Here is a 25,791-nt window from a genome sequence, read left to right as displayed (position 1 = left end):
TGTGCGCACGGCACTCGGGAACCTGCTCACGTCCTCTTCAGAACCGGTAAAGATCTCAGGGCTCTCCCGCCCACAGAGGCAGGTCCAGGACGACGGTCAGCCCGCCGCCCGGAGTGTCCTCCAGCCGCGCGCCGCCCCCGTTGACGGTGACCAGCCGGTGGACGATGGCCAGCCCCAGACCCGTGCCCCTGGCCGCGGGGTTGCCGAACCGCCGGAACGCGACCGCCTTGGCCTCGGCGGGCATCCCCGGGCCGTCGTCCCTCACGCACACCCGGGCCGCGTCCCCCACCAGCCGGCAGTCGACGGTCACGTTCCCTTCGTCGGGAACGGCGTCCAAGGCGTTGGCGATCAGGTTGTCGAGGATCTGCTCCAGGTGACCACTGCCCAGAGAGGCGGTCAGGGCTGGCCCCTCCGACGCCGTCAGACGCACGCCGCGCTCCTCGGCCACCGGCGACCAGGCGGCGACCCGCTCCGTGACCACGTCGTCGACCCGGACCGCGGCCGGCCGGGGCGTCGCCTGCTCGGCGCGTGCCACCGCGAGCAGCCCGTCGACCAGCCGTGACAGCCGCGCGATCTCCTCCTGGGCCGCGTCCAGCTCCGCGGCGGTGTCGCCCTCGGCACCGGTACTCAGGACATCGAGCCGCAGCCGAAGCGCCGCCAGCGGGGTGCGCAGCTGGTGGGACACGTCGGCGAGCACGGCCCGATGGCCGTGCACCAGGGCCTCCGTGCGGGCCGCCATGGTGTTGAACGTCGCGGCCAGACGGCGCACTTCCGGCGGACCGCCGCCGACGTCGGCCCGCTCGTCGAGAGTGCCCTCGCCCAGCTTCCGGGCGCTGGCATCGAGCGCGGACAACGGACGGCTCACCCAGCGGGCGAGACGGACGGACAGCAGTACGGACGCGACGAGCCCCGCGGCGGCGATCGCCGCGGACCACCCCCAGATCGCGGCGACACGGCCATCGAGCGGGGCCGCCGAGCGGGCCAGGACGACGGCGCCGGCGGGCTGTCGGACCTCACCGGCCGGTTCCGCCGTCAGCAGCCGGCCCTCGCTCTCCGGCGGCTCCGGCTCGTGCCCGGCCAGCACGTCCGCCACCACCTCCTGTGAGTCCTCACCCTGGGCGGCGGTACACGGCGTACTCGCCACCAGGCGCGCGGAGGCGTCGTACACGGCGGCACAATCCCCGGCCCGTGCCGCGGCGTCCAACTCCTGGCGCATTCCGGTCGCCGGCTTGCGGTCGGAGAGGTGCTCCTCGGCCGCCGCGGCGATCACGCGGGTGGCCGCGCGCTGGTCGTCGCGGAAGGCGACGCGCTCGCGTGCCGTCATCAGCACGGCCAGTGGTACGACCGCCAGCACCAGCAGGACGGAGGTCAGGGCGAGCAGCGTCCAGGTGAGGCGCCGGCTCACGGCCGCTCCCGCGCCCCTTCGGCCGCACCGAGCCGGAAACCGTGCCCGTAGACCGTCTCGATCAGCCCCGGCACGCCGAGTTTGCGGCGCAGCGCCGCGATGTGCACGTCCAGGACCTTCGTGGGGCCGTACCAGTGGGCGTCCCAGGCCCGTTCCAGGATCTGCTGCCGACTCACCACCCTGCCCGGGTCGGCGGCCAGGCACTCCAGGATCCCGAACTCCTTCGGGGTCAGCGCGACCGGCCGGCCGTCCACCGAGACCTGGCGGGTGCGCAGGTCGAGTGCCAGCGGCCCGTGCCGCAGGATCTCCGGTCCGACGGGGCGTCTGCGGCGCAGCACGGCCCGGACCCGCGCCAGCAGCTCGGCCAGCCCGAACGGTTTGACCAGGTAGTCGTCAGCGCCCTCGTCCAGGGCCACCACCCGGTCCGCCTCCTCGCCGCGCGCGGTCACCGCGATGATCGCGGCATCCGACCGCGCGCGCAGCATCCGGCACACCTCGATCCCGTCGATGTCGGGCAGCCCCAGATCGAGCAGTACGACGTCGGGGGACGCAGCCGTCAGGGCTGCCCGGCCGGTACGCACCCCCTCGACCGCGTATCCCGCCTGCCGCAGGCCACGCACCAATGATTCCGCGATGCTGCGGTCGTCCTCCACGACCAGCACCTGCGTTCCCTCGGTCAAGCCCGCGACCTGCCCGTTCATGCGTCAGACCTGCTTTCGGACGGTGAGATCCGCTACGCCCCACGTCATCCAGTCTGCGTCCGCGGCCCGCCCGCGCCACAAGGGGCCGTTCGTCCCTCAGCGCTCCGTGGAGGGGGCAGTGGAGGTCGCGAGACCCGCGTCCACTGCCTCCCGACAGGGCGGGGGTTGAGAAGAACCTGAGAGGTTCCTGTGTCAGGCTGACGCGCCCCACCCGCCGGCACGCCGGGACGAGCCCGAGCCGGCTACTCCTCACGGTCGCTTTCTGGAGGAACACCTGATGAGCCTCACCGTTGTCAACGGTCTGCCGCTACACGTCCTGATCGTGCACTTCGTCGTCGTGCTGGTTCCTCTGAGTGCTCTGGCGGTCGTGGTCGGTGCGATATGGCCGAGTGCCGCCCGGCGGATGGGGATCGTGCTGCCGGTGCTGGCTCTGCTGACGCTGGCGAGCGTGCCGCTGGCCACGGAGGCCGGCGAGTGGCTGGAGGAACACGTCGACAGCAACGCCCTGGTACGCAGGCACGCCGAGCTCGGCGACGGGTTGCTCCCCTGGGCCGTGGGCCTGTTCGTGCTGGCGACGGCGGTCTGGTGGACGACCCGCAGGCCGGCCGCGGCACAGGCCGCTTCCGGGGAGCAGCGGACTCGGTCGGCCTCGCCCCGGTCCGCGCTGGTCGTCCGCGTGGCGGCAGCGGTGCTGTCCGTGGGGGTGGCCGCAGGCGCGGTGGTGGACGTGTACCGGATCGGCGACTCCGGGGCGAAGGCCGCCTGGCAGGACGGCTTTTCCAAGGCCGCCACGGACGACCGGGGTGACAACGACCGACAGTGAGGATCGGCGATGGCGTCGCTCGGGGATCCGGCTCTCCGACTGACCGACGCTTCGGTTGTCCTGGCGGGGAGTCGTCGGCCTGCCGGGCGGTGCCACGCGAGGCGGCAGGTCACCGTGCGGTCAGGTGTCCTGAGGAGCAGGACGCGGGTACGTTTCGTGCATCCGGGCCCCGACCAGAAGACCGGCCGCGAGTCCGGCGGCGGCCCGGATCGCGGTGGTGATGCCGTGGGCGTCGGCGGGGACACCGCGCCCGTACTCACGAGCCAGGGTCTCGGCCGTCGACGTCGTTGACCAGCTCCGGCTGCGGCTCGGCGATCCGTCTTCGCCGGTCCCCGGATCAGCAGGACATTCGCGGCTGCGAACGGGGCGCCGCGGATTCGGGCGGGTGGTGCGGGGCTCCTCGCACCTGGTCGGGGAAAGGATGGCGCCGGATACCCTGGCGGGATGATCGAGAACCTTCCTCCCTGCCCGAAGTGCTCTTGTGAGTACACCTACGAGATGAACGCCCTCGTGGTCTGCCCGGAGTGCGGCCATGAGTGGGTGCCCGCCGAAGGCGCCCAGGAGGCCGATGCTCCCGTCGAGCGCGTGGTCAAGGATGCTGTCGGCAACGTTCTGCGGGACGGTGACTCCGTGGTCGTGGTCAAGGCGCTCAAGGTCAAGGGGAGCCCTTCCGGCATCAAGGCCGGCACCAGGGTGCGTGGTATCCGCCTCGTCGACGGGGTCGACGGTCATGACATCGACTGCCGGATCGACGGTTTCGGGGCGATGCAGCTCAAGTCGAGCGTGGTCAAGAAGGCCTGACCTGCCCGCGGACGTGTTCCAGGCGCCAGTCGGACGGCGGATTGCGTATTTTCGCAATTGACTAGATGCTGTGATGGCTGTACCCGTAGGTAGCTGCGGGCACAACCTCGCGCCCTGTCCTGACGCAGGGCGCGAGGCTGTGGCTCCATGTCGGTGGATGCGTCCCCTTGGCCGGCTGGAGAAGTGCGGCAACCGCATGGTGGGACCCGGCGATCGGCTTGTTCGTCTCCCGCGTCGGACTTTTTCGCGCCGTGAGATGGAGTTCTTCGGCGCGCGGACCCTTTCTCCCGCGACGCGCACCGGGCAGAGCAAGGCGCAGTCCCACGCTCGGGCCGGGGCGTGAGTGGGAGCGGGCAGACAAGCGGTGAGCGGCCGGACGGGCTGAGCCGTGGGTGGTCGCAGACGGTCGCGCATGGATGCTGAATTGCAAAATTTCGCAATTGGTTAGATGCTTTGTTGGCTGCGCCTGCCAACGGTTGCCGCGGGCGCAGCACCTTCCGCGTGGCCCCCGGGTGGGGTGTCGTCCAGGGAAGTCGAGGAGTCGTGTCGGTTCCGCTGTACCAGGCCAAGGCCGAGTTCTTCCGGATGCTGGGGCATCCCGTACGGATCCGCGTGCTGGAGCTCCTCCAGGACGGACCGATGCCGGTGCGAGACCTGCTGGCCGCGATCGAGGTGGAACCCTCCGGCCTGTCCCAGCAACTGGCCGTCCTGCGCCGGTCCGGGATCGTCACGTCCGCCCGGAAGGGCTCCACGGTGGTCTATGAACTGGCCGGCGGGGACGTCGCCGATCTGATGAAGGCCGCGCGCCGGATCCTGACCGAGATGCTCGCCGGGCGCAATGAGCTGCTGGCCGAGCTGCGGGAAGCCGGGGTCGTCGCGTGATGACCTCGGGGATCAGCCGGGCGTGGGCCCGGCTCACCGACCTGCTGCCCGGCCGCGCCGACCTGACGGACCTGCGGCGCGACCCGCGCCGGGACCTGCTCGCGGGGCTGACCGTGGCGATCGTCGCGCTGCCGCTCGCGCTCGGTTTCGGGGTCTCCTCGGGGCTGGGCGCGCAGGCGGGACTGGCCACCGCGGTCGTCGCGGGCGCGCTGGCCGCGGTCTTCGGCGGATCGAACCTCCAGGTGTCCGGGCCGACCGGCGCGATGACGGTCGTCCTCGTGCCGATCGTCGGCCAGTACGGGACGACCGGCGTCCTCACTGTCGGTCTGATGGCGGGCGTGATGCTGGTGGCGCTGGCGGCGCTGCGGGCGGGGAAGTACATGCAGTACGTGCCCGCCCCCGTGGTCGAGGGCTTCACCCTCGGTATCGCCTGCGTCATCGGGCTCCAGCAGATCCCGAACGCCCTCGGTGTGCCCAAGCCCGAAGGCGACCGCGTACTCGTGGTCACCTGGCGGGCGATCGAGGAGTTCGCGAAGTCTTCGAACTGGACGGCCGTCGGCCTCGCGGTGGCCGTGGCCGTCGTCATGCTCGTCGGCGCCCGGTGGCGGCCGACGATTCCCTTCTCCATTGTCGCGGTGATCGCCGCGACCGTCGTGGCGCAGGTGGCGGGCCTGGACGCGGCGAAGCCGATCGGCGACCTGCCGTCCGGACTGCCCGTCCCGTCCCTGTCCTTCCTCGACCCGGGCGCGCTCGGCTCGCTGCTCGCTCCCGCCGTCGCGGTCGCCGCCCTCGCGGCCCTGGAGTCCCTGCTGTCCGCGTCGGTCGCCGACGGCATGACCGTCGGGCAGCGGCACGACCCCGACCGGGAGCTGTTCGGCCAGGGCCTCGCCAACATCGCCGCCCCGCTGTTCGGCGGTGTCCCCGCGACCGGCGCGATCGCCCGCACCGCCGTCAACGTCCGTACGGGAGCGACCTCCCGCCTGGCCGCCCTCACCCACGCCGCGATCCTCGCCGTCATCGTCTTCGCCGCCGCGCCGCTGGTGTCGAGGATTCCCCTCGCGGCACTGGCCGGTGTGCTGCTGGCTACCGCGATCCGCATGGTCGAGGTGGGCTCGCTGCGAGCCATGGCCCGGGCCACCCGCTCGGACGCGCTGATCCTCGTCCTCACCGCGGTCGCCACCCTGGCCCTGGACCTCGTCTACGCCGTCATCATCGGCCTGGTCGTATCCGGCGCACTCGCGCTGCGGGCGGTGGCCAGGCAGGTCCGCCTCGAAGAGGTATCCCTCGACCGCGGCGATCACAGCGCGGAGGAACACGCCCTGCTCGCCGAACACATCGTGGCCTACCGCATCGACGGGCCGCTGTTCTTCGCCGCCGCGCACCGCTTCCTGCTGGAACTGACCGAGGTCGCGGACGTCCAGGTGGTCATCCTGCGCATGTCCCGGGTGTCGACGATGGACGCGACCGGCGCCCTCGTCCTCAAGGACGCGGTCCAGAAACTGCGCCGGCGCGGCATCCTCGTCCTGGCCTCCGGCGTTCGCCCCGGCCAGCGCCAGGTCCTGGACTCGGTCGGCGCGCTGGAGCTGCTTCGGCACGACGGCCGGGAGTACACCACCACCCCGGAGGCCATCCGGGGCGCCCGCGACCACCTGGAGCTGGCCGGGGTCCTGCCCGCCCCCCGCCGGCGGACGGCGATCCCGAACGCCACGAAGTCCCCCGAATCCCGTGAGGAGCCTGCCCGATGACGCTTCCCGCGGCCCTGCGCATGGCCGAGGTCTCCGGTGCGGAGGCGCTGTGGCTGGTGGAGGGAAGCAGTCTGGGGCGGCTGGTGTACGCGCAGCGGGAGCAGACCGTCGTGCGGCCTGCCCGGCATGTGTGGGAGTACGGGCGTCTGATCGTCCGGGCTCCCGTCCAGGCGGCTGTCGTGCCTGAGGTGGTGACGTATCAGGTGGACGAGATCCGGGTCGCGGCCGGCACCGGCTGGACCGTGACCCTGTCCGGCCCCGCCGAGGTGATCGACGACCCGAACGAGGCCGCCCACCACCGGCGTACCTTGGCCGGCTGGACCCATGGTCCGCACGACACCGTGCTGCGCATCCACCCCAAGACGGTGACCGGTTTCCGCCTCGCCCGCGCGGTGGGCTGATGTCCGTCCGGCTCGAAGCGCTGCCCCGTCGGCATGTGCTCACCGTGCCCAGCCGGCCGCCCGCCGTCCGCCTGGCGCGCGAGACCGCGGAACAGGTGCTGGTCGAGTGGGGCATCGGCCTACGCCACCCCGCTGTGGATCCGGCGCTGCTGATCCTGAGCGAGCTGGTGACCAACTGTGTCCGGCATGCCGCCGTGCTCTCCCCTCAGGTCACCGTGATCTACGCGGCGGGCGCGGACTGTCTGGCCCTCGCCGTGCACGACCGCCACCCCTACCAGCCACAGCTGTACGGGGCGGTCACCGGAAACGGCGCGGGTGGGCTGGGCACCGTCATGGAGCTCGTCATCACCCTGGGTGGCACCGCCGTCGTCCGCGGTGACGCCGACGGCCAGGGCAAGAGCATCTGGATCACCCTCCCTCTCTGACCGGAGCGCAGACCTCCACCATCCGATCGCGCAAGGAAGTGCACCACCATGACCATCGACTGGCGCTACACCGTCCAGGACGATCTCGGCGTCCTCTCTGTCGCCGGGCATCTCGGCCCCGACGCCGTGCACCGCTTCCGCGGAGCCATCGGCTGGTCCCTCGCCCGTGGCACCGGCCCGGTCGTCGTGGACCTCACCGAGCTGCGCGGGTGGTCGCCCGAGGGGCAGCTTGCCATCATCGACGCCGCTCAGCTCCTCGCCGAGGCGGGCCGCAGCCTCGAGTTGGCCGCGATCCCCGCCGACGGCTCCCTCGTCCCGGCCGGTGACTGCCCACCGATCCCGGTCCACGCGGATCTGCTGTCAGCGCTCGCCGCACACCGGACCGGGCAGAAAGCGGAGCAGAGCGAGGAGCGCCAGGAGTGGCGCACCACGGGCTGGCCCACCCAGGACGCCGACCGCTGATCCGGCCCGGTCAGCCCCGGGCGAAAGCGCCGTCGCCGTCCCGTACCGGCACGTGCGTGCAGGCGTCCTCCTGCGTGGCGATGGCGATGTCCTCCGCGAAGCCCAGCGCCGTCAGTTCGCGGCCCGAGGCGCCGGTGGCGACCGCGCGGCCGAGGTCGGCCGTGCCGTCGTAGACCGCCTTCGCGGCGGCGGCCTCGGCGGAAAGCGGGCCGGCGCCCTGCGAGTGAAGGTCGCTGATGAGGGCTCCGGCACCGATGAGGTCTTCCACGGCGGGGCGCAGTCGGCCGTCCGGCCACTGTTCTCCGGCCGCGACGACGGCGACCGGGCGCGCGGGGGAGCCGTAACCACGCGAGGTGAGCCAGCTGCCGACCGCCGTGACGTTGCGCAGGCACGCGGCGACCAGTGGCACGCCGCGCGGGGTCGTGGCCGCGATGGACGCACCATTCGGCGAGGGGAGCACCAGACGGGCGACGAACGGCGCGGTCCGCAGATGCGCGGGCGAGAGCGACCACGGGGTGTCGGGGCTGACCGTCCGGCGTCCGGCGGCCAGCCGGGCGCCCGACTGGCGGGCGTATGCCTCGGCGGCCATGGCCGCACCGGCGCGCTCGGCGTCACCGGCGCCCGCGGCAGGCCACCAGAAGGGAAGGACACGGATGCCCTTCGCGGTGGCGACGCTCACCGCCGTGGTGAAGGACAGCACGTCAACGACGACCACACAGGCGGCCCCCTTGGTGAGGTGCGCCGCGCCCGCGGGGCCCCACTCGAAACGTACCCCGCTGCCGGACTGGGACCCCCAGCCGCCCATCGCACCCTCCCCGTCGGCCTGCCGTGCGCGGATCAGTCGCGGTCGTTCCGTACAGGCTGCCTGGTGGTACGACCGCCGAACGAAAGTCTCAGCATGCGGCCATGGCCGCATCCCGGGCAGCTGCCGTCCTCGCCGACGGCGGCCGGGCGGCACTTCAGGCGGCAGGCCGGGCACTTGAACCAGGTGACGCCGTTACCGCGCAGCGGAGTGATCCTCACGCAAACCTCCCTCACACAGCCTCAGTAATTGCTAATGTTAGCAATTCCAGAGTTCATCATCGCCGGAATCGGCGGCCCGGTGTCTCAGCGCGGATTCGGTGCGGCCGCTCGCGCGGGTGAGGATGGGCCGCATGCGTGTGACGAGTGGGTGGATGCGATGCGCCGAGGTCCGGCCGGCAGTGCCGTGCTGTTGTTGCGGGAAGGGGGAGGCCAGGTGAGTACGCCGCTGTACCAGCTGAAGGCCGAGTTCTTCAAAACGCTCGGGCATCCGGCCCGCATCCGGGTCCTGGAGCTGCTGAGCGAGCGCGAGCACGCGGTCGCCGAGATGCTGCCCGAGGTCGGCATCGAGCCCGCGCACCTCTCCCAGCAACTGGCCGTGCTGCGGCGGGCGAACCTGGTCGTGACGCGCAGGGAGGGCTCGACGGTCTACTACTCGCTGACCAGCCCGCATGTCGCCGAGCTGCTGCGGGTCGCCCGCACCATTCTTTCCGGGGTACTGAGCGGACAGGCCGAACTGCTCGCCGACCTCCAGGCCGCCCAGCCCCAGGGCAAACCGCCGTCGTGACGACGGCCCACATACGGCGGCCGTCTCCCGTGAGCTGGACAGCGCTCAAGGGTCAGGGAGGCGGCCGCCTCCTCCCTACAGGTAAAAGCGTCGGAAAATGCCGTGACTCCGACCGCGGGAAGGCTCGTTGGTCATCTGCGGAGAGGTCCTCACCGTAACGAGGAGAGGTTCATGGGGCTGTTGCGCAAGATCCATGACACCGGGCGGGTGGCCGAACCCGCGCCGCCGCGCCCGACCGGCGACGTGCCCGAGCGGGCGCCGGAGCTGGGCGGTTCGGCGCAGGTGCGGTGCGTGGACGCGGGTTCCTGCAACGGCTGCGAGATCGAGATCGCGGCGGCCTTCAACCCGGTGTATGACGCCGAACGCTACGGCGCCCGGCTGGTGGCCTCGCCCCGGCACGCGGACGTGGCACTGGTGACCGGGCCGGTGACACGGAACATGGCGGAGCCGCTGCGCCGGACGGTCGCCGCGATGGGGGAGCCGCGGCTGGTGGTCGCGGTGGGGGACTGCGCGATCGACTGCGGGGAGTTCGCCGGCGGCTACGGCGTCGAGGGCGCGGTCGCCGATGTCGTACCGGTGGACCTGGCGGTGCCCGGGTGCCCGCCGCAGCCGGGGGAGATCGTGGCGGCCCTGAGGAGGGTGACCGGCCGGTGAGCGTGATCCCGGCCGCCCTGGCGACGGCCACTTCGCTGGGCGGCGCGGGGGCGCTGGCCGGGAGCGTGCTGCCGTACCGGATGCGCGGTGCGGTGGTGGGGGTTCTGACGGCGGGTGTGGGGGTGAGCGGTGGCGCGGCCGGTGTCGCAGCGCTGGGCGGAGACCGCTGGACGGCCGTCTTCCCGGGGGTGCTGCCGCTGGCCGGGACGCATCTCGCGGTGGACGCGCTCGCGGGCCTGTTCATGGCGGTGGCCGGGGCGGTCGTGACGGCGGTCGCGGTGTACGGCATCGGCTACACGGCCGGGCACGGGCCGCACGCCCTCGCCTCCCGTACGGCGCAGGCGGTGCTGCCGCTGTTCGCGCTGACGCTGGTCCTGGTGCCCGTGGCGGCGTCGGTGTCGACGTTCCTTCTGCTGTGGGAGCTGATGGCGCTCGCCTCCCTGCTGCTGGTCCTGGCCGAGCACCGTGAGCGGGCCTCGGTGCGGCAGGCCGGGGTCTGGTACGCGGTGATGACCCACCTCGGACTGGTGCTGCTCCTCGCGGGGTTCGCCCTCTTCGCCGCGCAGGCCGGCGGGGAGACGTTCGCCACGCTGCGGGCGGGCGAGCCGGCGGTGTCGCCCGAGGTTCGCGGGCTGGTGTTCGTGCTGGTCGCGGCGGCGTTCGCGTCGAAGGCGGGCGCGGTGCCGCTGCACGCCTGGCTGCCGCGCGCCCACCCGGAGGCACCCAGCCCGGTGTCGGCGCTGATGAGCGCCGCGATGGTCAACCTCGGGATCTACGGCCTCGTCCGCACCGGTCTCGACCTGCTCGGCGGCGGACCGGCGTGGTGGTGGCTCGGGCTGATCACGGTGGGCGGCGCGAGCGCGGTGTACGGCATCCTGCAGGCGGCGATGGCCTCCGACCTGAAACGGCTGCTCGCGTACTCGACCTCGGAGAACATGGGGCTCGTCCTGATCGGCGTGGGGGCGTCCGGGCTGTTCGCCGCCTACGGCGACGAGCCGCTCGCGGCACTGGCACTGGCGGCGGCCCTGCTCCACGTCGTCAACCATGCCGCCTTCAAGGCCCTTTTGTTCTGCGCGGCCGGGTCGGTGCTACGGGCGACCGGCGTGCGCGACCTCGACCAGCTGGGCGGGCTACGGCCGCGGATGCCGGCCACCGCCGGGCTGTTCGCGCTGGCCGCGCTGGGTGCCGTGGCCCTGCCGCCCGGCAACGGGTTCATCAGCGAGTGGCTGCTGCTGCAGTCCCTGATCCACGGACTGGACGTGCCCGGCGTCGCCATGGCCGTCGTCCTGCCGCTGTCGGTGGCGCTGATCGCGCTGTCCGCCGGCATCGCGGCGGCGGTCTTTGTCAAGGCCCTCGGCGTTGGCTTCTTCGCCCGGCCGCGCAGTGAGAAGGCCGCCTCGGCCGAGGAAGCCCACTTCCTCATGCTGGCCGGAATGGGCTTGCTCGGGGCGGCGTGCGTGGCTCTGGCGCTGGTGCCCGGGCTGCTGGGCGACGGCCTGGACCGAGCTGTGGGCGCGACCGGGCTGCCGGGCAGCGGTGCGGTGTCGGGCGGTGGGCTGCAGGTTCGGCTCGCGGATGTCTCGGCAACGCTGTCGCCGCTGTGGGTGGTGGCCGCCCTGACCGCCGCGATGGGGGTGGCCGTGGGGCTGCCCCGGCTGTACCAGCGGCGGCGGCGCCGGGTGAACGCCCGGCTGTGGGACTGCGGCGGCGGGGCGCCGAGTCCGCGCATGGCCTATACGGCGACCTCGTTCGCCGAGCCGCTGCAGCGGGTTTTCGACGACGTTCTCGCGCCCGAGCAGGACGTGGATGTCACACCGGTGCGCGAGTCGGCGTACCTGGTGGAACGGGTGCGCTTCCAGCACCGGGTGCCCGACCGGATCGAGCACCGGCTGTACGAGCCGGTGCTGCGGGCTCTGGCCGGCACCGGTCGGGCCGCCAGGCGGCTGGCGAACGGCAGTGTCCACCTCTATCTCGGCTACGGCTTCGTCGGCCTGGTCGTCCTGCTGTTGGCGTTGGCGGTGGGCTGGTGAGAGCGAACAGATGAGTGCTGTCGGATACACGGCCGTGGCCGGCCAGATCGTCGTGGTCGGTGCCGGGGCCCCGCTGCTGACCGGGTGGATGCGGCAGGTACGCGCCCATATGGAGGGCCGGGCCGGGGCCGGAGTACTCCAGCCGTGGCGGGATGCGCGCAAGCTGCTGCGCAAGGAGCCCATCACACCGGTGGGCACCGGTGCCGCCTTCCGAGCCGCCCCCGCTCTGCTGGTCGCGACCACCGTGGTCGCCGCAGCCCTGGTGCCGCTGCTGTCCACCGACACCCCGGTCAGTGGGCACGCGGACCTCATCGTGGTGGTGGCGCTGATCGCGCTGGGCACGCTGGCGCTGGCTCTGGCCGGGCTGGACACCGGTACCGCGTTCGGCGGGATGGGCGCCTCCCGGGAGATGACGGTGGCCGCGCTGGTGGAACCGACCATCCTGCTGTCGGTGTTCGCCCTGTCGATACCGTCGGGTACGACCAACATCCCGGCCATCGTCACCGGCGCGGTCCGTGATCCGGCCCGCCTCGCCTCCCCGGCCGGCCTGCTGGCCACCGCCGCGCTCGCCGTCGCCGTACTCGCGGAGACCGGGCGGATCCCCGTGGACAACCCCGCCACCCACCTCGAACTGACGATGATCCACGAGGCGATGGTCCTGGAGTACGCCGGACCTGACCTGGCGCTGGTCGAACTCGGCGCCCAGATGCGGCTCACCCTGCTGCTCGGGTTGCTGTCTTCGCTGTTCCTCCCCTGGGGCATCGCCACCGACGGCTCCTGGGGTGCGCTCGTCCTGGCCTTGGTGCTGTTCGCGGCGAAGGTCACGCTCCTGGGCGCGGTGCTGGCGGCGGCCGAGGTGTTCTGGGCCAAGGTACGGCTGTTCCGGGTGCCCGAACTCCTGGCCGGGTCCTTCCTGTTGGCGCTGCTCGCGGTGACCGCCTCCTACTTCCTGAACGGAGCGGCATGAGCGACGGCCTGTACACCCAGCTCCTTGATCTGGCCTGCGGCGCGTTCCTACTGGCGGCCGTGATCGTGCTGTGGCTGCGTGAACTGGCCGCGATCGTCCGGGTCTTCGCCCTTCAGGGCATCGCGCTCGCCGCGATCGCCGTACTCCTCGGCGTACACGAGGAGCGGTGGGACCTGATCGGTGTGGGGATCGGTGTCGGCCTGCTCAGGGCGGGCGCCCTGCCGTATCTGATGCGGCGTGCGCTGACAGCGCTCGCTGCCGACCGGGTGCGTGGTGAGGAGGTACGGGAGACCCAGCCCCTAGTCAACGTCGCCGCCTCGCTGCTGACCGCCGCCCTGCTGACCCTGCTGGCCTACGCCGTCGCCCGGCCCCTGACCGCGCTGAACCCGACCCCCGCCACCCGGGCCCTGCCCGTCGGCCTCGCCGTCGTCCTGATCGGCTTCTTCGTCCTGGTCACCCGCCGCCGTGCCCTCGCCCAGGTCGTCGGCTTCCTGCTCCTGGACAACGGCATCACCGCCACCGCCTTCCTGGCCACTTCCGGGGTACCGCTCATCGTCGAACTCGGTGTCTCCTTCGATGTCCTCCTCGCGGTCCTCGTCCTGCAGGTCCTCACCACCCGGATGCGGGAGGCGTTCGGCACCACCGACATCGACGACCTGCGGGAGCTGCACGACTGATGCTGCATCCATCACAAGGGGCCACCGCTTCCGCGCTGCTCCTCACGCTGCCCGTCACCGTCCCGCTCGCCGTGGCGGGCGTGTACGCGCTGACCGGGCTGCGGGTCCGGACCCCGGCCAAGGTGCCGGCAGCGCCTCGACAGATGCCAGGGGAGGGCGCCCTCCTGGTGACAGAAGCACCCGAGGTGAGGGATGTTCCGCAGCGGTATCCCTCTGCCTGGGCTGTCCTCGTCTCGCCTGCTGTGATCCTTGTGTGCGGGAGCCTGCTGGCGAGGGCCGTGGTGGACGACGGACCGCTGTCCGTGTACGCCGGACTGCTGCGGGCCGATGCCCTGACCGCCTGGATGCTGCTGGTCGTCGGCACCGTGGCGCTGATCGCCTGCGCCTCTGCTCCCGCGTATCTGGCCGGCGAGCGGACCGCCGGACGGGCATCGGCACGGGCCGCGTGGCGCTACCACGTCCTCGTCCAGGCGTTCCTGGCCGCCATGTGCCTGGCCGTGGTGACGGCGAACCTCGGCGTGCTGTGGGTCGCCGTCGAGGCCACCACCATCGTCACCGCCTTCCTCGTCGGCCACCGCCACACCCGGACCTCGGTCGAGGCCGCCTGGAAGTACGTCGTCATCTGCTCGGCGGGCATCGCGCTCGCCTTCCTCGGCACCGTCCTGATCTACTACGCCGCCCGGCAGGCCGGCATCGCCGAGGCGTGGGCGCTGGACTGGCCCACCCTCGTCGCCCGCGCCGACCGACTCGACCCGGCCGTCACCCGGCTCGGCATCACCCTGATCGTCCTCGGCTTCGGCGCCAAGGCGGGTCTGATCCCGCTGCACGCCTGGCTGCCCGACGCCCACAGCCAGGCCCCCGCCCCGGTCTCCGCCCTCATGTCCGGCGTGCTGCTGTCCGTCGCCTTCGCGGCGATCCTGCGCTACCGGGTCATCGCGGATGCCGCCCTCGGCCCCGACTTCACCCGTGTCCTGCTCACCGGGATCGCCCTGCTCACGCTCGCGCTCGCGGCCGGACTGCTGCTGGCCCAGCGCGACTACAAACGGATGCTCGCCTACTCCAGCATGGAACACATGAGCCTGATCGCCCTGGCCACGGCGATCGGCAGCCCGCTCGCCCTGTCCGCGGCCCTGCTGCACATCGCCGGGCACGGGCTCGCCAAGTCCGTCGCGTTTTGCGCCTCCGGCCGCATCCTTCACCTGACCGGTACGGCGCGGATCGGCCGGGTCCGCGGCCTGCTCTCCCAAGTTCCCGCAGTGGCCGGGGCGTTCGGGCTGGCGATCGTCGCGCTGATGGCGTTTCCGCCGTTCAGTCTCTTCGCCTCCGAACTGGGCATCGCCCGCGCCGGGTTCGCCGCCGGAGGCGGTCTGGCCTGGGCCACGGCGGCGGCCCTGCTGCTCGTCCTCGTCGCCTTCGCGGCGCTCGCCGCCCGTACCGCCCGCATGCTCCTGGGCCCGGGCACACCGGTTGAACGCGGCTCTGCCGCCGACTGGCCTCTGTCGCTGGGCCTGGCGGCCTGCGCCGCCCTGGGCATCGCCACCGGTCCGCTCACCGACCTGCTCCACGCCGCCGCCCAGGCGATCGGAGGCCACTGACAGTGACGCGTACGACGTACCAAATCAGCCCCGCCGCACTGCCCCAGCACGCCGAGGACCTGCTCAGCAAAGGCCACCGGCTCGCACTGGTCGCCGCACACATGGACGACACCGGCCCGCGCGTGGTGTACCTGTTCACCTCCGGACCGCCCGACACCCGCACCGAACTCCACGTCCGCCTCCACCCCGACCACCCCGAGGTGCCCACCCTCGCCCACCTCTCCTTCCCCGCGGGCCGGTTCGAGCGCGAGATGCACGACCTCTTCGGTATCACCCCCCTCGACCACCCCCTGCCCCGCCGTCTCGTACGCCACTTCCACTGGCCGCGCGGCTGGTACCCCATGCGGCCCGACGCCGGGCCTCCGCCGGCCTTCGGTGAGCAGGAAGGCCCCTACCCCTTCCTGGAGGTCGAGGGCGACGGCGTCTACGAGATCCCGGTCGGCCCGGTCCACGCCGGCCTCATCGAACCCGGCCACTTCCGCTTCTCCGTCGTCGGCGAGACCATCCTCAAACTCAAGGCCCGCCTCTGGTTCGTCCACAAGGGCATCGAAAAGCTCTTTCAGGGCCGCTCGATCGCGGCCGGACTGCCGCTGGCCGAACGCATCAGCGGTGACACCGCCGTCGGCCACGCCCTCGCGTACTGCCTCGCCGTCGAGGAAGGCACGGACACCCAGGTTCCCCCCGAGGCCCAGCGCGCCCGCGCCCTGCTCCTGGAGCTCGAACGAGTCCACAACCACGTCGCCGACCTCGGCATGCTCTGCAACGACGTCGGCCACGGCATCCTCAACACCCACGCCCAGCGCGTCCGCGAACAACTGCTGCGCCTCAACCAGGAGACCACCGGCCACCGTCTGCTGCGCGGCGGAGTCGTCCCGGGCGGAGCGGCCCTGCGCGCCCTGCCCGACCCAGCCCGGCTCAAGACCATTGGCGCGGACATCCGCGAGATCACGGACCTGGCTCTGGGCCACTCCACCGTCCGTGACCGCTTCACCGGTACAGCCATCCTGCACACGGACGCCGCCCGCGAGATCGGCTGCCTCGGCTACGTCGCCCGCGCCAGCGGCATCCCCGCCGACGCCCGGATCACCCACCCCTTCACGCTCTACGCCAACGCCCTCGACGTACCCGTCCACGACAGCGGCGACGTCCTGGCCCGCTTCCTCGTCCGCGCCGAGGAGATCGACACCTCCCTCGCCCTGATCGAGCACTTCGCCGCGGACCTCGAAGCCCCGAAGGCGATACTGGCCGCCCCGCCGGAGCCCGGCGCGGGCCCGCGCACGGGGGCGAGCCTGGTCGAGGGATGGCGCGGCACCATCGCCACCCGCGTCGAACTCGCCCCCGACAACACCCTGGCCCGGGTCAAGCCCGTCGACCCGTCCTTCTTCAACTGGCCCGCCCTGCCGGTCGCCCTCGCGGACACGATCGTTCCGGACTTCCCCCTGACCAACAAGAGCTTCAACCTCTCCTACGCCGGAAACGACCTGTAACCCGCCACTGAAGTGGGCATGTCAATCACGGATGATTCGGCCCTGGCGAAAGCACCACCATCGCGGCATGGTGCCGTGCGGAGGGCGGGCTGATTGGGCCAACCTCGGGGCCTTAGGAAGGAGTTCGGTCACACGAAGCTGGGCAAGTGGGTGCTCGTCGAGGTGGCGGAGGCGTTGGACAGGGAAAGGCTGGGCTGCTTCCCGGAGGGCACGCTCGACCCGCAGCACAACACCGTGCCTTGCCAGGCGCAGAGGGTCTGGATCTATGAGAACGACGGCGGCACCCGCGCCCGGATCATCAACGCCGTTCTCCACCCGGACCAGCGCGACCGTCCGGGCGGCACTGGAGGCCCTGGCGGATCACGGCGAAGTGCTGACCCCGGAGTAGAAGCTCGACCGCATCCGCGACCTGGTCGGTTCGTAGAAGCGATGAGACCGTGACCCCCCGCCAGGACGGCCGCTCAAGGCAGGGGTCACGGTGTACTCGCAGTGTGCTGGCGTACCTCCGCAGCGCTACTCGGCGGCAGCTTCGGCAGTACCGGGTGTACATGGAGAGCCCGTTCGGCTGCTCAGGCGTGGGGGCGGGAGCGGAGGTAACCGGGCAGGTGGCTGTCGCAGCAGGCCCACTTGGTGCCTGACTTGTCGGTGACGGCGTACTTGGGCTCGTCGGTGCAGGGGTTGTTCTTGCTGCCTCCCCAGGTGCACCGCCGTCGGCTGTCATCACCGGGGAAGAGGTCGGGGTGGTGATCGCTGATCTCGACTGCGGCGGGGCGCCGGCCGGTCAGGTTCCCGACGGCGAGGATCTCCTTGGCGCCGAAGGCGCGGCTGACGCCGGAGGGCGTGAGACCGGCGGCCTGGCCGAGGGTTTCCAGCGTGTGCGGCCGCGGGGTGACGTAGACCCGGCCGTAGGCCAGGAGCAGCCGGATCTGCTCGTCGGCGGCCTTCTTGATCGCGACGAGGTCCCCGAGAGAGGCGAGGAGTGGATCGTGGTCCGGGCCGCCGTGCTCTGCCGCTGCGGCTCCCATTCTCCTGATGTAGGCCGCGCGCTGTCCCAACGCGTCTTCCGCGGCTCTGCGCTGGCCCGGAGGGGCCTGGTCATCTTCGGGGAAGTGCGGCAGCGGCCAGCGGATGTCGAAGATGTCGTTCAGCAGTTCCTGTGAAGGCATGCATTGAATGATGCACAAGATTTTGAATGAGTACAAGAGATTTGCCGAAGGCGAGTTCTGGCGGGCTGGAGGCGCAGCAGGGGTGCCGGGTTGGGTTGGGCAGGGCTCGCCGAACCGATCCGCCCTCCATGCCGTACCGGCATCAGCTGGCGCGGAGACGAGACGGGGGTCGGCCGGCTTCGACGACGAGCCCGCCGGCCAACAGCGTTGGGTTCAGTGTCGGCTGTCGCCGGGCGCGAGCAGGCTGGTGACCTCGGCGATCGCCTCCGCTGACGGATGGGAGTAGCGCCGTACGTTCTCCGGCTTCTTGTGCCGCGACTTCGCCATGAGCATCGGCAGACTGGCCCCGCCCTCGCTGAGGTGGGTGAGTCCCGAGTGCCGGTACTCGTGCAGGCCCCATCCTGTGCCTGGCACCCGCCGACGGCCGTGTGCGCATCCAGCAGAGCGCGGGCCTGCCCGTACGACAGCCGGGCCAGCCCGGTATCGGGGCAGACATCGCGGGAGCCGAGGACCTTCCCGGGACCGGGCCTGCCGTGGGTGAACATCGGGCCAAGGATTTCCTCCACCCACGCGACCGTCTTGTACAGCAACCGCCACAGCGTCTTCTCCCGCAGATGGACATCGCGGCGGGCGATCAGCCGATCGATCGCCATCTTCGAGCGGGCCGGGGTCTGCGACTCCGGCGGAGGCAGCCGCTTCACCCAGGCCGGCACCGCGGGCCGTCGTACCCGCGCTCGGCGCACCAGCCCAGCCAGGACAGCACCGCCGCCCGGCGAGCGTTCCGCGTGTTGACTGCCGAGGTACCCCAAAGAAGTTCGAGAGCCTTGCCGATCTCGTCGTCCGAGACAGTGGCGAGCGGACGCATCTCGCCGAGGCGTGCGGCCGACTTGCCGACCCCGATGCCGTACGACCGGAGGGTGTTCGCGTTGTCAAGCGAGTCGAGGAACACGTCCGCCGCCCTGCGAACGGTCAACGCCCTCCCGGCGGGCAGCTGTGTCAATGTCCGAAGTCGCCCGTACTGGTGAGCTGCGAGTCCGCTACCGAGTGCAGGGGGCTGTGAACTCTCGGACGCCCCGAAGTGGCCTGCACTGCGGGTCGACTTGGCCGTAGTCGTGTGCAGCACGGGCGGGAGGAGACCCAGCAGTTGCACCCCAACCCCCGCTCGGGCCGCTGGCTGCCGGACGAGTTTCCACATCCTTCACCAGGTGGATGGTACTGCTCGCCGATATCGCGGTTCAGCCGGACCGAGGCAGGGCGGGCAAAGACCGCCAGGGAGGGGAGATCGACCCGTCAAGCTCCCACCCGAAACGGCGCAGTTGATCGCTCTCTGATGCCCGTCCGGCCTCCCGCAGCAGATTGACGGCCTCGTCGAGGGCCCTGTCATCGGCAGCTTTGGCTCGATTCCACAGCCAGGACAGAGCGGCCTCCAGCCCACGCGTTCGATGAAGTAGGCGCACGGCATCACGCATGGCTCCGAATGCGTACCACCCCGCATAGGGCGTGATGTCGTCGCCTGCCGCATCGGCGCACTTCTCGTAATAGAAGAGCGCACTCTCGATGGCTCCCGCATCGGCCAGACCCTCGGCCTCCTCACTCAGCCACTGAAGATCGCGCCTGTCCTCGTCCTCGATGGCACGAATTTCATCCAGGTCGGCGTAGTACTCCCGTGTGTCAGCGTCTTGCTCCACTTCTGCGGCCTCTTCGGCTCTGCCGACCTCGGTCAGCAGAACGACGAGTTCCCTCGCGGCAGACAGGCTGCCGTTTCCCGCCACTCGGCGGTAGTAGACAATCGCCTCATCCAAGCTGCCCACCTTGACCAGCCGCTCCGCCACACGGAGCGCCGCGTCGGGGTTTCCGGCGTTGGCAGCACGTCGTTCCCAGACCATGGCTCCATCGAGGTTGCCCTCCCGCCGCAACAGGTCAGCCATGTGACTCATGGCCTGCTTGTTGCCGCCCTTGGCAGCGCGCTGGTAGTAGAGAAGCGCTTCATCCGCACGGGACGCAGAGCGCAATGCCTCAGCCAGGCTATATAGTGCGTCCTCGACTCCAGCCTCAGCTGCACGGCGATACCAGGTGATCGCCTCGTCGATCCGGTCGGAGTCTCTCAGGAGGCGCGCAGTCATGCTGAGCCCGGCTTCCTCTCCGGCTGCCGCCGCAGCAGAGGAGAAGCGAAACGAGAGCCGAAGCAGCCCTCGTGCCTGAGCTGCGGCAGCTAGGGACAGGTATTCGCGGGGATCACCGTGATCGAGGAGTGCTTGCCAGAGGGCCATGGGAACGTCCGCGGTACGCCGGGTCTTGCGGCCGTGCTGGTCGAGGTAGTCGGCCAGCACGTAGCTGACCACGCCGGTGCCGCACTCGGGCGGAACCGGTTCCAATGCCTGGACCGCGCCTTTGAGAGGCTGAATAGCGTAGGCCAAGGCGTCCTGCTGCCACTGTGCGGCCGGGACGGTGCGGCGCCGAGAGCCCAGGTAGCCGATCGCGGCCTCCTGTAGTAGTTCAGGCTGGCAAGGTTGGTCGTGCCCGAGTCGTATGGCGTCCATGGCCGCGGTGATCAGGGCCTGCCCGTAGGGGTCGGCGCCGGGCCCCTGGTAGTGGTTGAGTAGATCGGGAACACCGGCCAGGTACTGCGTGACCTGGCCCGGTGGATCGGCGTTTACGGCAGCGGCGATGGCATTGTGTAGCACGGTGTCGTCGAGGCGGCGGGCATAGTCGAGGTCATTGGCGGTGAAGTGGTTGGGTACGTCGATGACCCAGCCACGACCAGCGTCCACATTCTGAGGATCGGTGCTGGCCAGGTCCGCCAATGGCGAGAGTAGTTCCCGGACCGCCCGGTACGGATCGGGGCTGCCTGGCTCGCCGGGTGGGTTGGCACGATACTTGGCCCAGAAATTCGGCCACACCGCGGTGATGGCCAGGATGCGGTCGCGGCCGGTCAGGAGCTCGGCCAGCTCGAACAACACCTCCGATCTACCGGGCTCATCGGCGTAGTGGCGCAGTTCGTTGAGCCACAGCACCGCACTGCGCATGCTCCTTTCTCGCAACAGCCGGGCCAACTCGGCCGCCGTGCGTGGGTAGAACAACGGCGAGCGCTTCCACCGCGCCATCACCGCTTCGTAGGCCGTGCGCGACTTGCCTGTGGAGGAGCCCCCACGCAGCACCACAAGCCGGTTGGTGGCCAGCTCCGGGTTGAGCACTGCATCCAGCAGATCATCATGCTGCCGCCGCACGTACGGCGGCAGTGCCCCACCCTCGATGGCCCGGTGTACCCCGAGTTCCACGGGATCCCAATGATCCACCGTCCGCCCTACCGGCACCCTTGCCGTAGACCCTTCACCCGTCGGGTGGTGGTGATGGACGTGCTGGTCCCTGCCCGCCTGGTAGATCCGGGCGTCACCTGACGCCGTGGCCTCCTGTGACACCTCCTGAGACCCCCGCCCCCGGCGGGGCCAGCGCCCGGTCACGGCCGACCCGGAGGGTCTTGATCCCCTCCGACCTGGGAGATCGTCCCCTTCTCCGTGGCTTCGGCGTCCTGCTGCACGCCTCCGGGAACGCCCCTCGCTGCCCCGCCCCCCGACTCACCGGTCGTCTCATTCCCGCCGACCTGGGTCACCCGACCCTGGCCAGACGCCCTGGCCCGCTGCACCACACGCGGGCCTTCGCCGGGGGCTCTGACCCCGTAGGCCGTTAAGGCCAGCCCGACCAACGCGGCCAAGCCCCCGACCACACTGGCCATCTTGTCGGCCTTGTCCAACCCGACCACCGCGAAGTAGGCGCTCAGTCCAGCCACCGCCACGGCTATGACGCCAGCTCCGCCCCAAACCCATCCATGCCTCGTCATGACACCCAATCATCGACCACCAGACAAGACGACATCCCGGAAATCCAGAGTACTGACGAACGCCTTCGAGATGCAGGCGTGCAGAGGACTTTGGACATCCGTGCAGGCGACTTCAGAAATCGACGAGCGGCACGACGGAGGCACGGTCTCCTCCTTGCCAGAGATAACAGGGTCGCTTTACGCACAGCCCCGAAGACGTCTCCGCAGGCCATGATCAGCAAGCGTGAGGGGCACTCGGGCCGTACTCCAGCAGCCGCGCCTGCTGCGAGAGCAGCGGCAACTCCCCCGCCGCTCGACGGTCTCGCGCCTCCAACACCTCCGGGACGCCGTTCCTGGAGGGCAGCACGGTGACCGGCGCCAGTTCCGCCGGGCGGGCGGCCCGCCCGAAGACCACCGGCAGCTCCTGCCCGGCTTGCACCAGACCGGCCTTCCCCATTCGTGCGCGGGTGGTCAGGCGCCTGCCCAGTTCCTCTTCAAGCAGCGCCAGAGCGGGCGCGGTGAGATCGGGGTGCCCCGAGACGGTGATCACTTCAGGGAGTCGTCTCTCCGGGTACGGCCACTCTGGCTCGCCTCGCTCTGGTCCGTCCGATGGTGAAGGCGCGTCGGCATTGGGCTGCGGATGTACGCCCTGTCACTTGCCGGCGTGGTCTGCGAGGTAGAACAGCAGCATCACCCAGCCCGCGATGATGTGCGTGCCGAAGATGTAGTAGAAGGCGCGCAGCCACATGCCGCGCTCCTCCCGGCTCTCCCTGTCCTGGGCCTTCTTCTTTTCCCTGTTCATTGGAGTGTCTCCTGCCTGGCTCCCGTCCGGTGCGCTCTACGAAGGCATCCGGAACCGTACGAGGACGACCTTGCCGTCGTGGTCGACAGCCGGTTCGGCACTGATGTCACCGTCGTAGTCGGCAGCGAGCTCGCTCACCGTCCGCAGCCCCGCCCGCATGCCGCTGTCGGTGAGCTCCGGCAGGCGCGGTTCGGCGTCCGCGACGCTGACGACGAGCTGTCCGGCCGCGCTCGTCAGCCCGACATCGATCACCGGTGAGTGCGCGGCATGCCGTAGCACGTTGGTGACCAGCTCACTGGTCACCAGCAGCACCGCGTCCGCGAACGCCGAACCCGGGGACACGCCCGCGTCCGGCAGGTGCCGGGCCACCGCCTCGCGTGTCCGCCTGACCGTGTCCGGCCCCAGCTTCAGCGAGACGATGTGCCGCCGCACCGCTGGCGGCACATGCTCGATCGTGGCCGCCGGCCGAGCCCGCCGCCATGGCAGTCGAAACCCTCCCCCGCTCGTCACGGTGAGGGCTCCGCAGCCTGCAACTCACCCAGCAGGTCCCGCTGGCCGGACCAGAGGACGGCCAGGATCCGCCGCGCTGCGGCGAGCAGCTCCGCCACATCACCGCCGGCCAGCTCGTACACCACCGTGGAACCGGTGCGCGTAGCTGTCACGATGCCCGAGCGGCGCAGCACGGCAAGCTGCTGGGACAGGTTCGACGGCTCGACCTCGATCTTCGCGAGCAGCTCCCGCACGGGCTTCGGCCCGTCCTGCAACAGCTCCAGCACCCGGATACGCACCGGATGCCCCAGCATCCGGAAGAACTCCGCCTTCGCCTCGTACAGCGGAACCGGCATCGGGTCACTCCTCGGTCGTGTCCATGGCCGGGCCGGCACTGACGTCGACACCGTGCCGCCGCGCAACCCGCATCGCGTCGTCCAGCTCGTCCTCCGCCACGGCTACCTCGTAGGCGTCCTCGGCTGCCAGCGCGGCTGCGAGCCGGGCACGTGCCTCACGGACCCGTTCCCGTACGGCTTCGACGAACCCGCCCACCCAGGACCTCCTCCTGTTGAATCTTGCTTGACAGGGCAACTAGTGAATTGAACAACTCTTCAATTGTAGTGGATGGCGGGCCGCCAAGGCCGAGGGATCAGGGGGGCCGGAGATCAGATCGCGCCTGTCGGGGGAGCGAGGACGTATTTGTTGCGGACCTCGCTCGCTTCTGCGAGGACAAGGGCTTTCTCGCCGCACCGGACATGGTCCAGGGTGTCGTCGGACATCGTGGCGGTGGTACGGCGATGGCGTCGCTTCCTTCGTGTGCGAGATCCTGTGGGTTCGTTCCCGCTTCCGTGTCTCGTTGGAAGAGCCATCATGATCGGTATCGGGGGGCGATATCCGATGGCCGTACCTCCCGGCGCCCGTCGGCGCTCGATTCGGCGGGCGGTAGAACGGCTGGGGCCACCCAGTCGCACCGGGCATCAACCGTTCGAACAACGTCGGAAGCAGGGACAGGAGGGGCAGGGACCACATCGTTCGCTTCGCTAGCTTGCGTGCATGACTGAGCTGATCCCGAGCGAGCGCCCGCGCGTGCACTTCCCCCCGATCGCCAACGGCATCGACTACCTGCAAAGCGTCGTGAACCACCTGGCAGGCGAGCCGACCGTCTGGGATCTGAAGTACGCCGTGCTTCACCTCCAATCCGCCACCGAGGTGCTACTCAAGGCACGTCTACAGCAGGAGCACTGGAGCTTGGTGTTCAAGGATCCAGGCAAGGCCGACCGGGTGCGCTTCGAGAACGGTGAGTTCGAGAGTTGCGGCACCGCCGAGGCGATCAGCCGCCTGCGCGGCATCGTAGGAATCGTCGTTTCCGAGAAGGACACGAAGCAGATAGCCCAGCTCGCAAAGTGGCGCAACGCTCTCCAGCACTACGGCCTGTCCGTGCCCGCCCCCGCCGTGGAGTCCCGCGCCGCCCAGGTCCTGGACATTCTGCTCCGGTTCATCACCGACCATCTGGTTCCTGGTTTGAGCGGTGGGGAGGCGGAGTTCGCGGACGAAGGTATCTACACTGTCCGCAGCCGACTGGCGAAGATTCAGGCCTTCATCAAGACCCGCATGGACCGGCTGCGTCCCGAACTCGAGCCGTACGCCGCCCAGACCGTCGCGTGTCCCGAGTGTTCGCAGCCGGCCCTGCCCCTGGTTGTCGACAGCCCGCTCAGCTGTCGCTTCTGCGAAGAGACCTGGGCCACCCCAGAGCAACTCGCCCACCATTACGCCAGGAACGTCCTGGACCCAAAGGCTTACGCGGACTTCGAGAACGGTGGCGACGGACCGTTGCCCCGCGCATGCCCCGACTGCAGGTCCGGACTCTTGGTCCTGGATGCGCGCACCGCCGCCGCCCCGGACAGACCCAGCCCCTTGTGCTTCTCCTGCGGCAACAGCTACGAGGAGCTGGTCGCGTGCGAGTACGGCTGCGGAAGCGTGGTGGTGCCCACCAAAGACGGCCGCCGCGATCTCTGCCCGATGTGCTTTGAGCATGCTTACGGTTTCGACAAGCCGTGAACTCGATACTGCTTCCTCAGCATGACATGGGCCTCGGCGACGTCTTCTCCGTAGAGCGAGGGAAAGAAGCGGGATTGAACCCACGAGATCTCGCACTTTCACAGGGGTCGGGCCGAACCGGACGACGGCCTTGCACGGTGAGGCCGTCTGAGCCCGTTCAGCACGGCGTCGTGGGGCTGCGCGTGATGCGGATCGAGGTCCAGTCCGGCGTGCCGCCGTCCGTAGTGGTGTCGACCACGTCGGAGGTTCCGCCCATGAGCTCGACGCACAGTGTGCCGCTGGTGTCGACCGAGCCGTTCGCGCGCAGCAGGGTGACGACGACGCCGAACTGTTTCATGGTGCCGGTATCGGAGGAGTGGGAGGTTACCGTGCCGGCGATGTAGATCTGTTGGTCGTTGATGTCATACCCGGAGGGGTCGGCGTTGGTGAGGTTCACCGTGTAGTCGCCGAGCGTGTAGGTGCGGGTCAGGGCCTGGTGCTGTAGAGCAGCGAGAGCCGCACTGCCTGAGGCCGACGCCGAGGCGGCAGTGGACTGGGATGCTTCAGCCTCCGCGGCAGTGTCCTCGGGCGCGGGTGTGGCGTCCGGGCCGGCCGCTGGGTCTGACGTGTCGTCCGTCGGCGATCCGGCGGAAGGGGCGTCGGCGGCGCTGTTGGCGCCGGGCTGAGCCGCCGTGGCTGCCCGTACGTTCAGCGCGTAGCAGGCTCCCTCGCTGTTGCCGTACTTACTGATCGTTTCAGAATGAGTTGAGCTGCCGGTCTTGTGCTCGACGATCTTGGTCGGCAGGGTGGGCGGGGTGCGTGCTGATCTTGTTCCTG

Annotated in this window: 25 protein-coding genes and 2 pseudogenes; 15 read left to right on the top strand and 12 right to left on the bottom strand. The window is 70.5% G+C overall.

What is annotated here, in order from left to right; all coding sequences use genetic code 11:
* Nucleotides 1–55 precede the first annotated feature (55 nt).
* Complete coding sequence (locus ACIRF9_RS47245) at nucleotides 56–1,405, bottom strand: sensor histidine kinase (RefSeq protein ID WP_403836163.1); 1,350 nt, start codon at nucleotides 1,403–1,405, stop codon at nucleotides 56–58.
* Complete coding sequence (locus tag ACIRF9_RS47240) at nucleotides 1,402–2,085, bottom strand: response regulator transcription factor (protein ID WP_403836161.1); 684 nt, start codon at nucleotides 2,083–2,085, stop codon at nucleotides 1,402–1,404. The genes ACIRF9_RS47245 and ACIRF9_RS47240 overlap by 4 nt, the downstream gene beginning before the upstream one ends.
* Nucleotides 2,086–2,383: 298 nt before the next feature.
* Here ACIRF9_RS47240 and ACIRF9_RS47235 point away from each other — a divergent pair, with 298 nt between their 5' ends.
* From ACIRF9_RS47235 to ACIRF9_RS47205, 7 genes are all read left to right on the top strand, one after another.
* The gene (locus ACIRF9_RS47235) at nucleotides 2,384–2,929 is read left to right on the top strand and encodes a DUF2231 domain-containing protein (RefSeq protein ID WP_403836159.1); all 546 of its coding nucleotides are present in this window, start codon (nucleotides 2,384–2,386) and stop codon (nucleotides 2,927–2,929) included.
* 444 nt (nucleotides 2,930–3,373) lie between these two features.
* Entirely contained in the window at nucleotides 3,374–3,730 is a 357-nt protein-coding gene (locus tag ACIRF9_RS47230; protein WP_403836157.1) for a zinc ribbon domain-containing protein YjdM, read from the top strand.
* A 543-nt stretch (nucleotides 3,731–4,273) separates the two neighbouring features.
* Nucleotides 4,274–4,612, top strand: a complete 339-nt coding sequence (locus tag ACIRF9_RS47225; protein WP_403836155.1) for an ArsR/SmtB family transcription factor — start codon at nucleotides 4,274–4,276, stop codon at nucleotides 4,610–4,612.
* Nucleotides 4,612–6,357 carry a SulP family inorganic anion transporter gene (locus ACIRF9_RS47220; protein ID WP_403836153.1) on the top strand — a complete coding sequence of 582 codons (1,746 nt, stop codon included), beginning with the start codon at nucleotides 4,612–4,614 and terminating at the stop codon, nucleotides 6,355–6,357. Before ACIRF9_RS47225 ends, ACIRF9_RS47220 begins: the two co-directional genes overlap by 1 nt.
* Entirely contained in the window at nucleotides 6,354–6,758 is a 405-nt protein-coding gene (locus tag ACIRF9_RS47215) for a pyridoxamine 5'-phosphate oxidase family protein (RefSeq protein ID WP_403836151.1), read from the top strand. The genes ACIRF9_RS47220 and ACIRF9_RS47215 overlap by 4 nt, the downstream gene beginning before the upstream one ends.
* The gene (locus ACIRF9_RS47210; RefSeq protein ID WP_403836149.1) at nucleotides 6,758–7,183 is read left to right on the top strand and encodes an ATP-binding protein; all 426 of its coding nucleotides are present in this window, start codon (nucleotides 6,758–6,760) and stop codon (nucleotides 7,181–7,183) included. The genes ACIRF9_RS47215 and ACIRF9_RS47210 overlap by 1 nt, the downstream gene beginning before the upstream one ends.
* A 48-nt stretch (nucleotides 7,184–7,231) precedes the next feature.
* Nucleotides 7,232–7,645 (top strand): STAS domain-containing protein, encoded by a 414-nt coding sequence (locus tag ACIRF9_RS47205; RefSeq protein ID WP_403836147.1) that lies wholly within the window; start codon nucleotides 7,232–7,234, stop codon nucleotides 7,643–7,645.
* A gap of 10 nt (nucleotides 7,646–7,655) precedes the next feature.
* Here ACIRF9_RS47205 and ACIRF9_RS47200 read toward each other — a convergent pair whose 3' ends face one another.
* Complete coding sequence (locus tag ACIRF9_RS47200) at nucleotides 7,656–8,450, bottom strand: 2-phosphosulfolactate phosphatase (RefSeq protein WP_403836145.1); 795 nt, start codon at nucleotides 8,448–8,450, stop codon at nucleotides 7,656–7,658.
* Nucleotides 8,451–8,882: 432 nt separating this feature from the next.
* On the opposite strand from ACIRF9_RS47200, the gene ACIRF9_RS47195 reads away from it, so the two are divergent.
* The 7 genes from ACIRF9_RS47195 (at nucleotide 8,883) to ACIRF9_RS47165 (ending at nucleotide 16,643) form a co-directional block, all read left to right on the top strand.
* Entirely contained in the window at nucleotides 8,883–9,233 is a 351-nt protein-coding gene (locus ACIRF9_RS47195; RefSeq protein ID WP_403836143.1) for an ArsR/SmtB family transcription factor, read from the top strand.
* 171 nt (nucleotides 9,234–9,404) lie between these two features.
* Nucleotides 9,405–9,887 carry an NADH-quinone oxidoreductase subunit B family protein gene (locus ACIRF9_RS47190; protein ID WP_403836141.1) on the top strand — a complete coding sequence of 161 codons (483 nt, stop codon included), beginning with the start codon at nucleotides 9,405–9,407 and terminating at the stop codon, nucleotides 9,885–9,887.
* On the top strand, nucleotides 9,884–11,917 hold the full coding sequence (locus ACIRF9_RS47185) for a proton-conducting transporter membrane subunit (protein ID WP_403836139.1): 2,034 nt from the start codon (nucleotides 9,884–9,886) through the stop codon (nucleotides 11,915–11,917). The genes ACIRF9_RS47190 and ACIRF9_RS47185 overlap by 4 nt, the downstream gene beginning before the upstream one ends.
* A 10-nt stretch (nucleotides 11,918–11,927) precedes the next feature.
* Entirely contained in the window at nucleotides 11,928–12,884 is a 957-nt protein-coding gene (locus ACIRF9_RS47180; RefSeq protein ID WP_403836137.1) for a respiratory chain complex I subunit 1 family protein, read from the top strand.
* Nucleotides 12,881–13,561: a hypothetical protein gene (locus tag ACIRF9_RS47175; protein ID WP_403836135.1), complete on the top strand. Its 681-nt coding sequence runs from the start codon at nucleotides 12,881–12,883 to the stop codon at nucleotides 13,559–13,561. The genes ACIRF9_RS47180 and ACIRF9_RS47175 overlap by 4 nt, the downstream gene beginning before the upstream one ends.
* Nucleotides 13,561–15,156 (top strand): proton-conducting transporter membrane subunit, encoded by a 1,596-nt coding sequence (locus tag ACIRF9_RS47170; protein WP_403836133.1) that lies wholly within the window; start codon nucleotides 13,561–13,563, stop codon nucleotides 15,154–15,156. The genes ACIRF9_RS47175 and ACIRF9_RS47170 overlap by 1 nt, the downstream gene beginning before the upstream one ends.
* 2 nt (nucleotides 15,157–15,158) lie before the next feature.
* Nucleotides 15,159–16,643: an NADH-quinone oxidoreductase subunit C gene (locus tag ACIRF9_RS47165; protein ID WP_403836131.1), complete on the top strand. Its 1,485-nt coding sequence runs from the start codon at nucleotides 15,159–15,161 to the stop codon at nucleotides 16,641–16,643.
* A 569-nt stretch (nucleotides 16,644–17,212) separates the two neighbouring features.
* On the opposite strand, the gene ACIRF9_RS47160 is transcribed toward ACIRF9_RS47165, so the two are convergent.
* The 8 genes and pseudogenes from ACIRF9_RS47160 to ACIRF9_RS47125 form a co-directional block, all read right to left on the bottom strand.
* Complete coding sequence (locus tag ACIRF9_RS47160; protein ID WP_403836129.1) at nucleotides 17,213–17,809, bottom strand: hypothetical protein; 597 nt, start codon at nucleotides 17,807–17,809, stop codon at nucleotides 17,213–17,215.
* Nucleotides 17,810–18,022: 213 nt separating this feature from the next.
* A pseudogene (locus ACIRF9_RS47155) lies at nucleotides 18,023–18,782 on the bottom strand (site-specific integrase).
* A 262-nt stretch (nucleotides 18,783–19,044) separates the two neighbouring features.
* Nucleotides 19,045–21,087 carry a hypothetical protein gene (locus ACIRF9_RS47150; RefSeq protein WP_403836127.1) on the bottom strand — a complete coding sequence of 681 codons (2,043 nt, stop codon included), beginning with the start codon at nucleotides 21,085–21,087 and terminating at the stop codon, nucleotides 19,045–19,047.
* 774 nt (nucleotides 21,088–21,861) lie between these two features.
* A complete protein-coding gene (locus ACIRF9_RS47145; protein WP_403836125.1) occupies nucleotides 21,862–22,176 on the bottom strand; it encodes a hypothetical protein in 315 nt (104 codons plus the stop codon).
* Nucleotides 22,177–22,278: 102 nt separating this feature from the next.
* The gene (locus ACIRF9_RS47140) at nucleotides 22,279–22,428 is read right to left on the bottom strand and encodes a DUF6126 family protein (protein WP_403836123.1); all 150 of its coding nucleotides are present in this window, start codon (nucleotides 22,426–22,428) and stop codon (nucleotides 22,279–22,281) included.
* A gap of 36 nt (nucleotides 22,429–22,464) precedes the next feature.
* Entirely contained in the window at nucleotides 22,465–22,872 is a 408-nt protein-coding gene (locus ACIRF9_RS47135) for an ATP-binding protein (RefSeq protein WP_403836121.1), read from the bottom strand.
* A 62-nt stretch (nucleotides 22,873–22,934) separates the two neighbouring features.
* Nucleotides 22,935–23,273, bottom strand: coding sequence for an ArsR/SmtB family transcription factor (locus ACIRF9_RS47130; RefSeq protein WP_403836119.1), 339 nt, complete (start codon nucleotides 23,271–23,273; stop codon nucleotides 22,935–22,937).
* Nucleotides 23,274–23,277: 4 nt separating this feature from the next.
* Nucleotides 23,278–23,469: a hypothetical protein gene (locus ACIRF9_RS47125; protein ID WP_403836117.1), complete on the bottom strand. Its 192-nt coding sequence runs from the start codon at nucleotides 23,467–23,469 to the stop codon at nucleotides 23,278–23,280.
* Between the two features lie 501 nt (nucleotides 23,470–23,970).
* Here ACIRF9_RS47125 and ACIRF9_RS47120 point away from each other — a divergent pair.
* Entirely contained in the window at nucleotides 23,971–24,975 is a 1,005-nt protein-coding gene (locus tag ACIRF9_RS47120) for a hypothetical protein (RefSeq protein ID WP_403836115.1), read from the top strand.
* Between the two features lie 157 nt (nucleotides 24,976–25,132).
* Here the strand turns inward: ACIRF9_RS47120 and ACIRF9_RS47115 are convergent.
* A pseudogene (locus ACIRF9_RS47115) lies at nucleotides 25,133–25,791 on the bottom strand (hypothetical protein); the annotation flags it as partial.

Source organism: Streptomyces sp. NPDC096132, assembly GCF_044763345.1.
Taxonomy (GTDB): domain Bacteria; phylum Actinomycetota; class Actinomycetes; order Streptomycetales; family Streptomycetaceae; genus Streptomyces.
The sequence above is the reverse complement of the archived record's forward strand: the minus strand, read 5'-3'. Positions and strand labels throughout refer to the sequence as shown.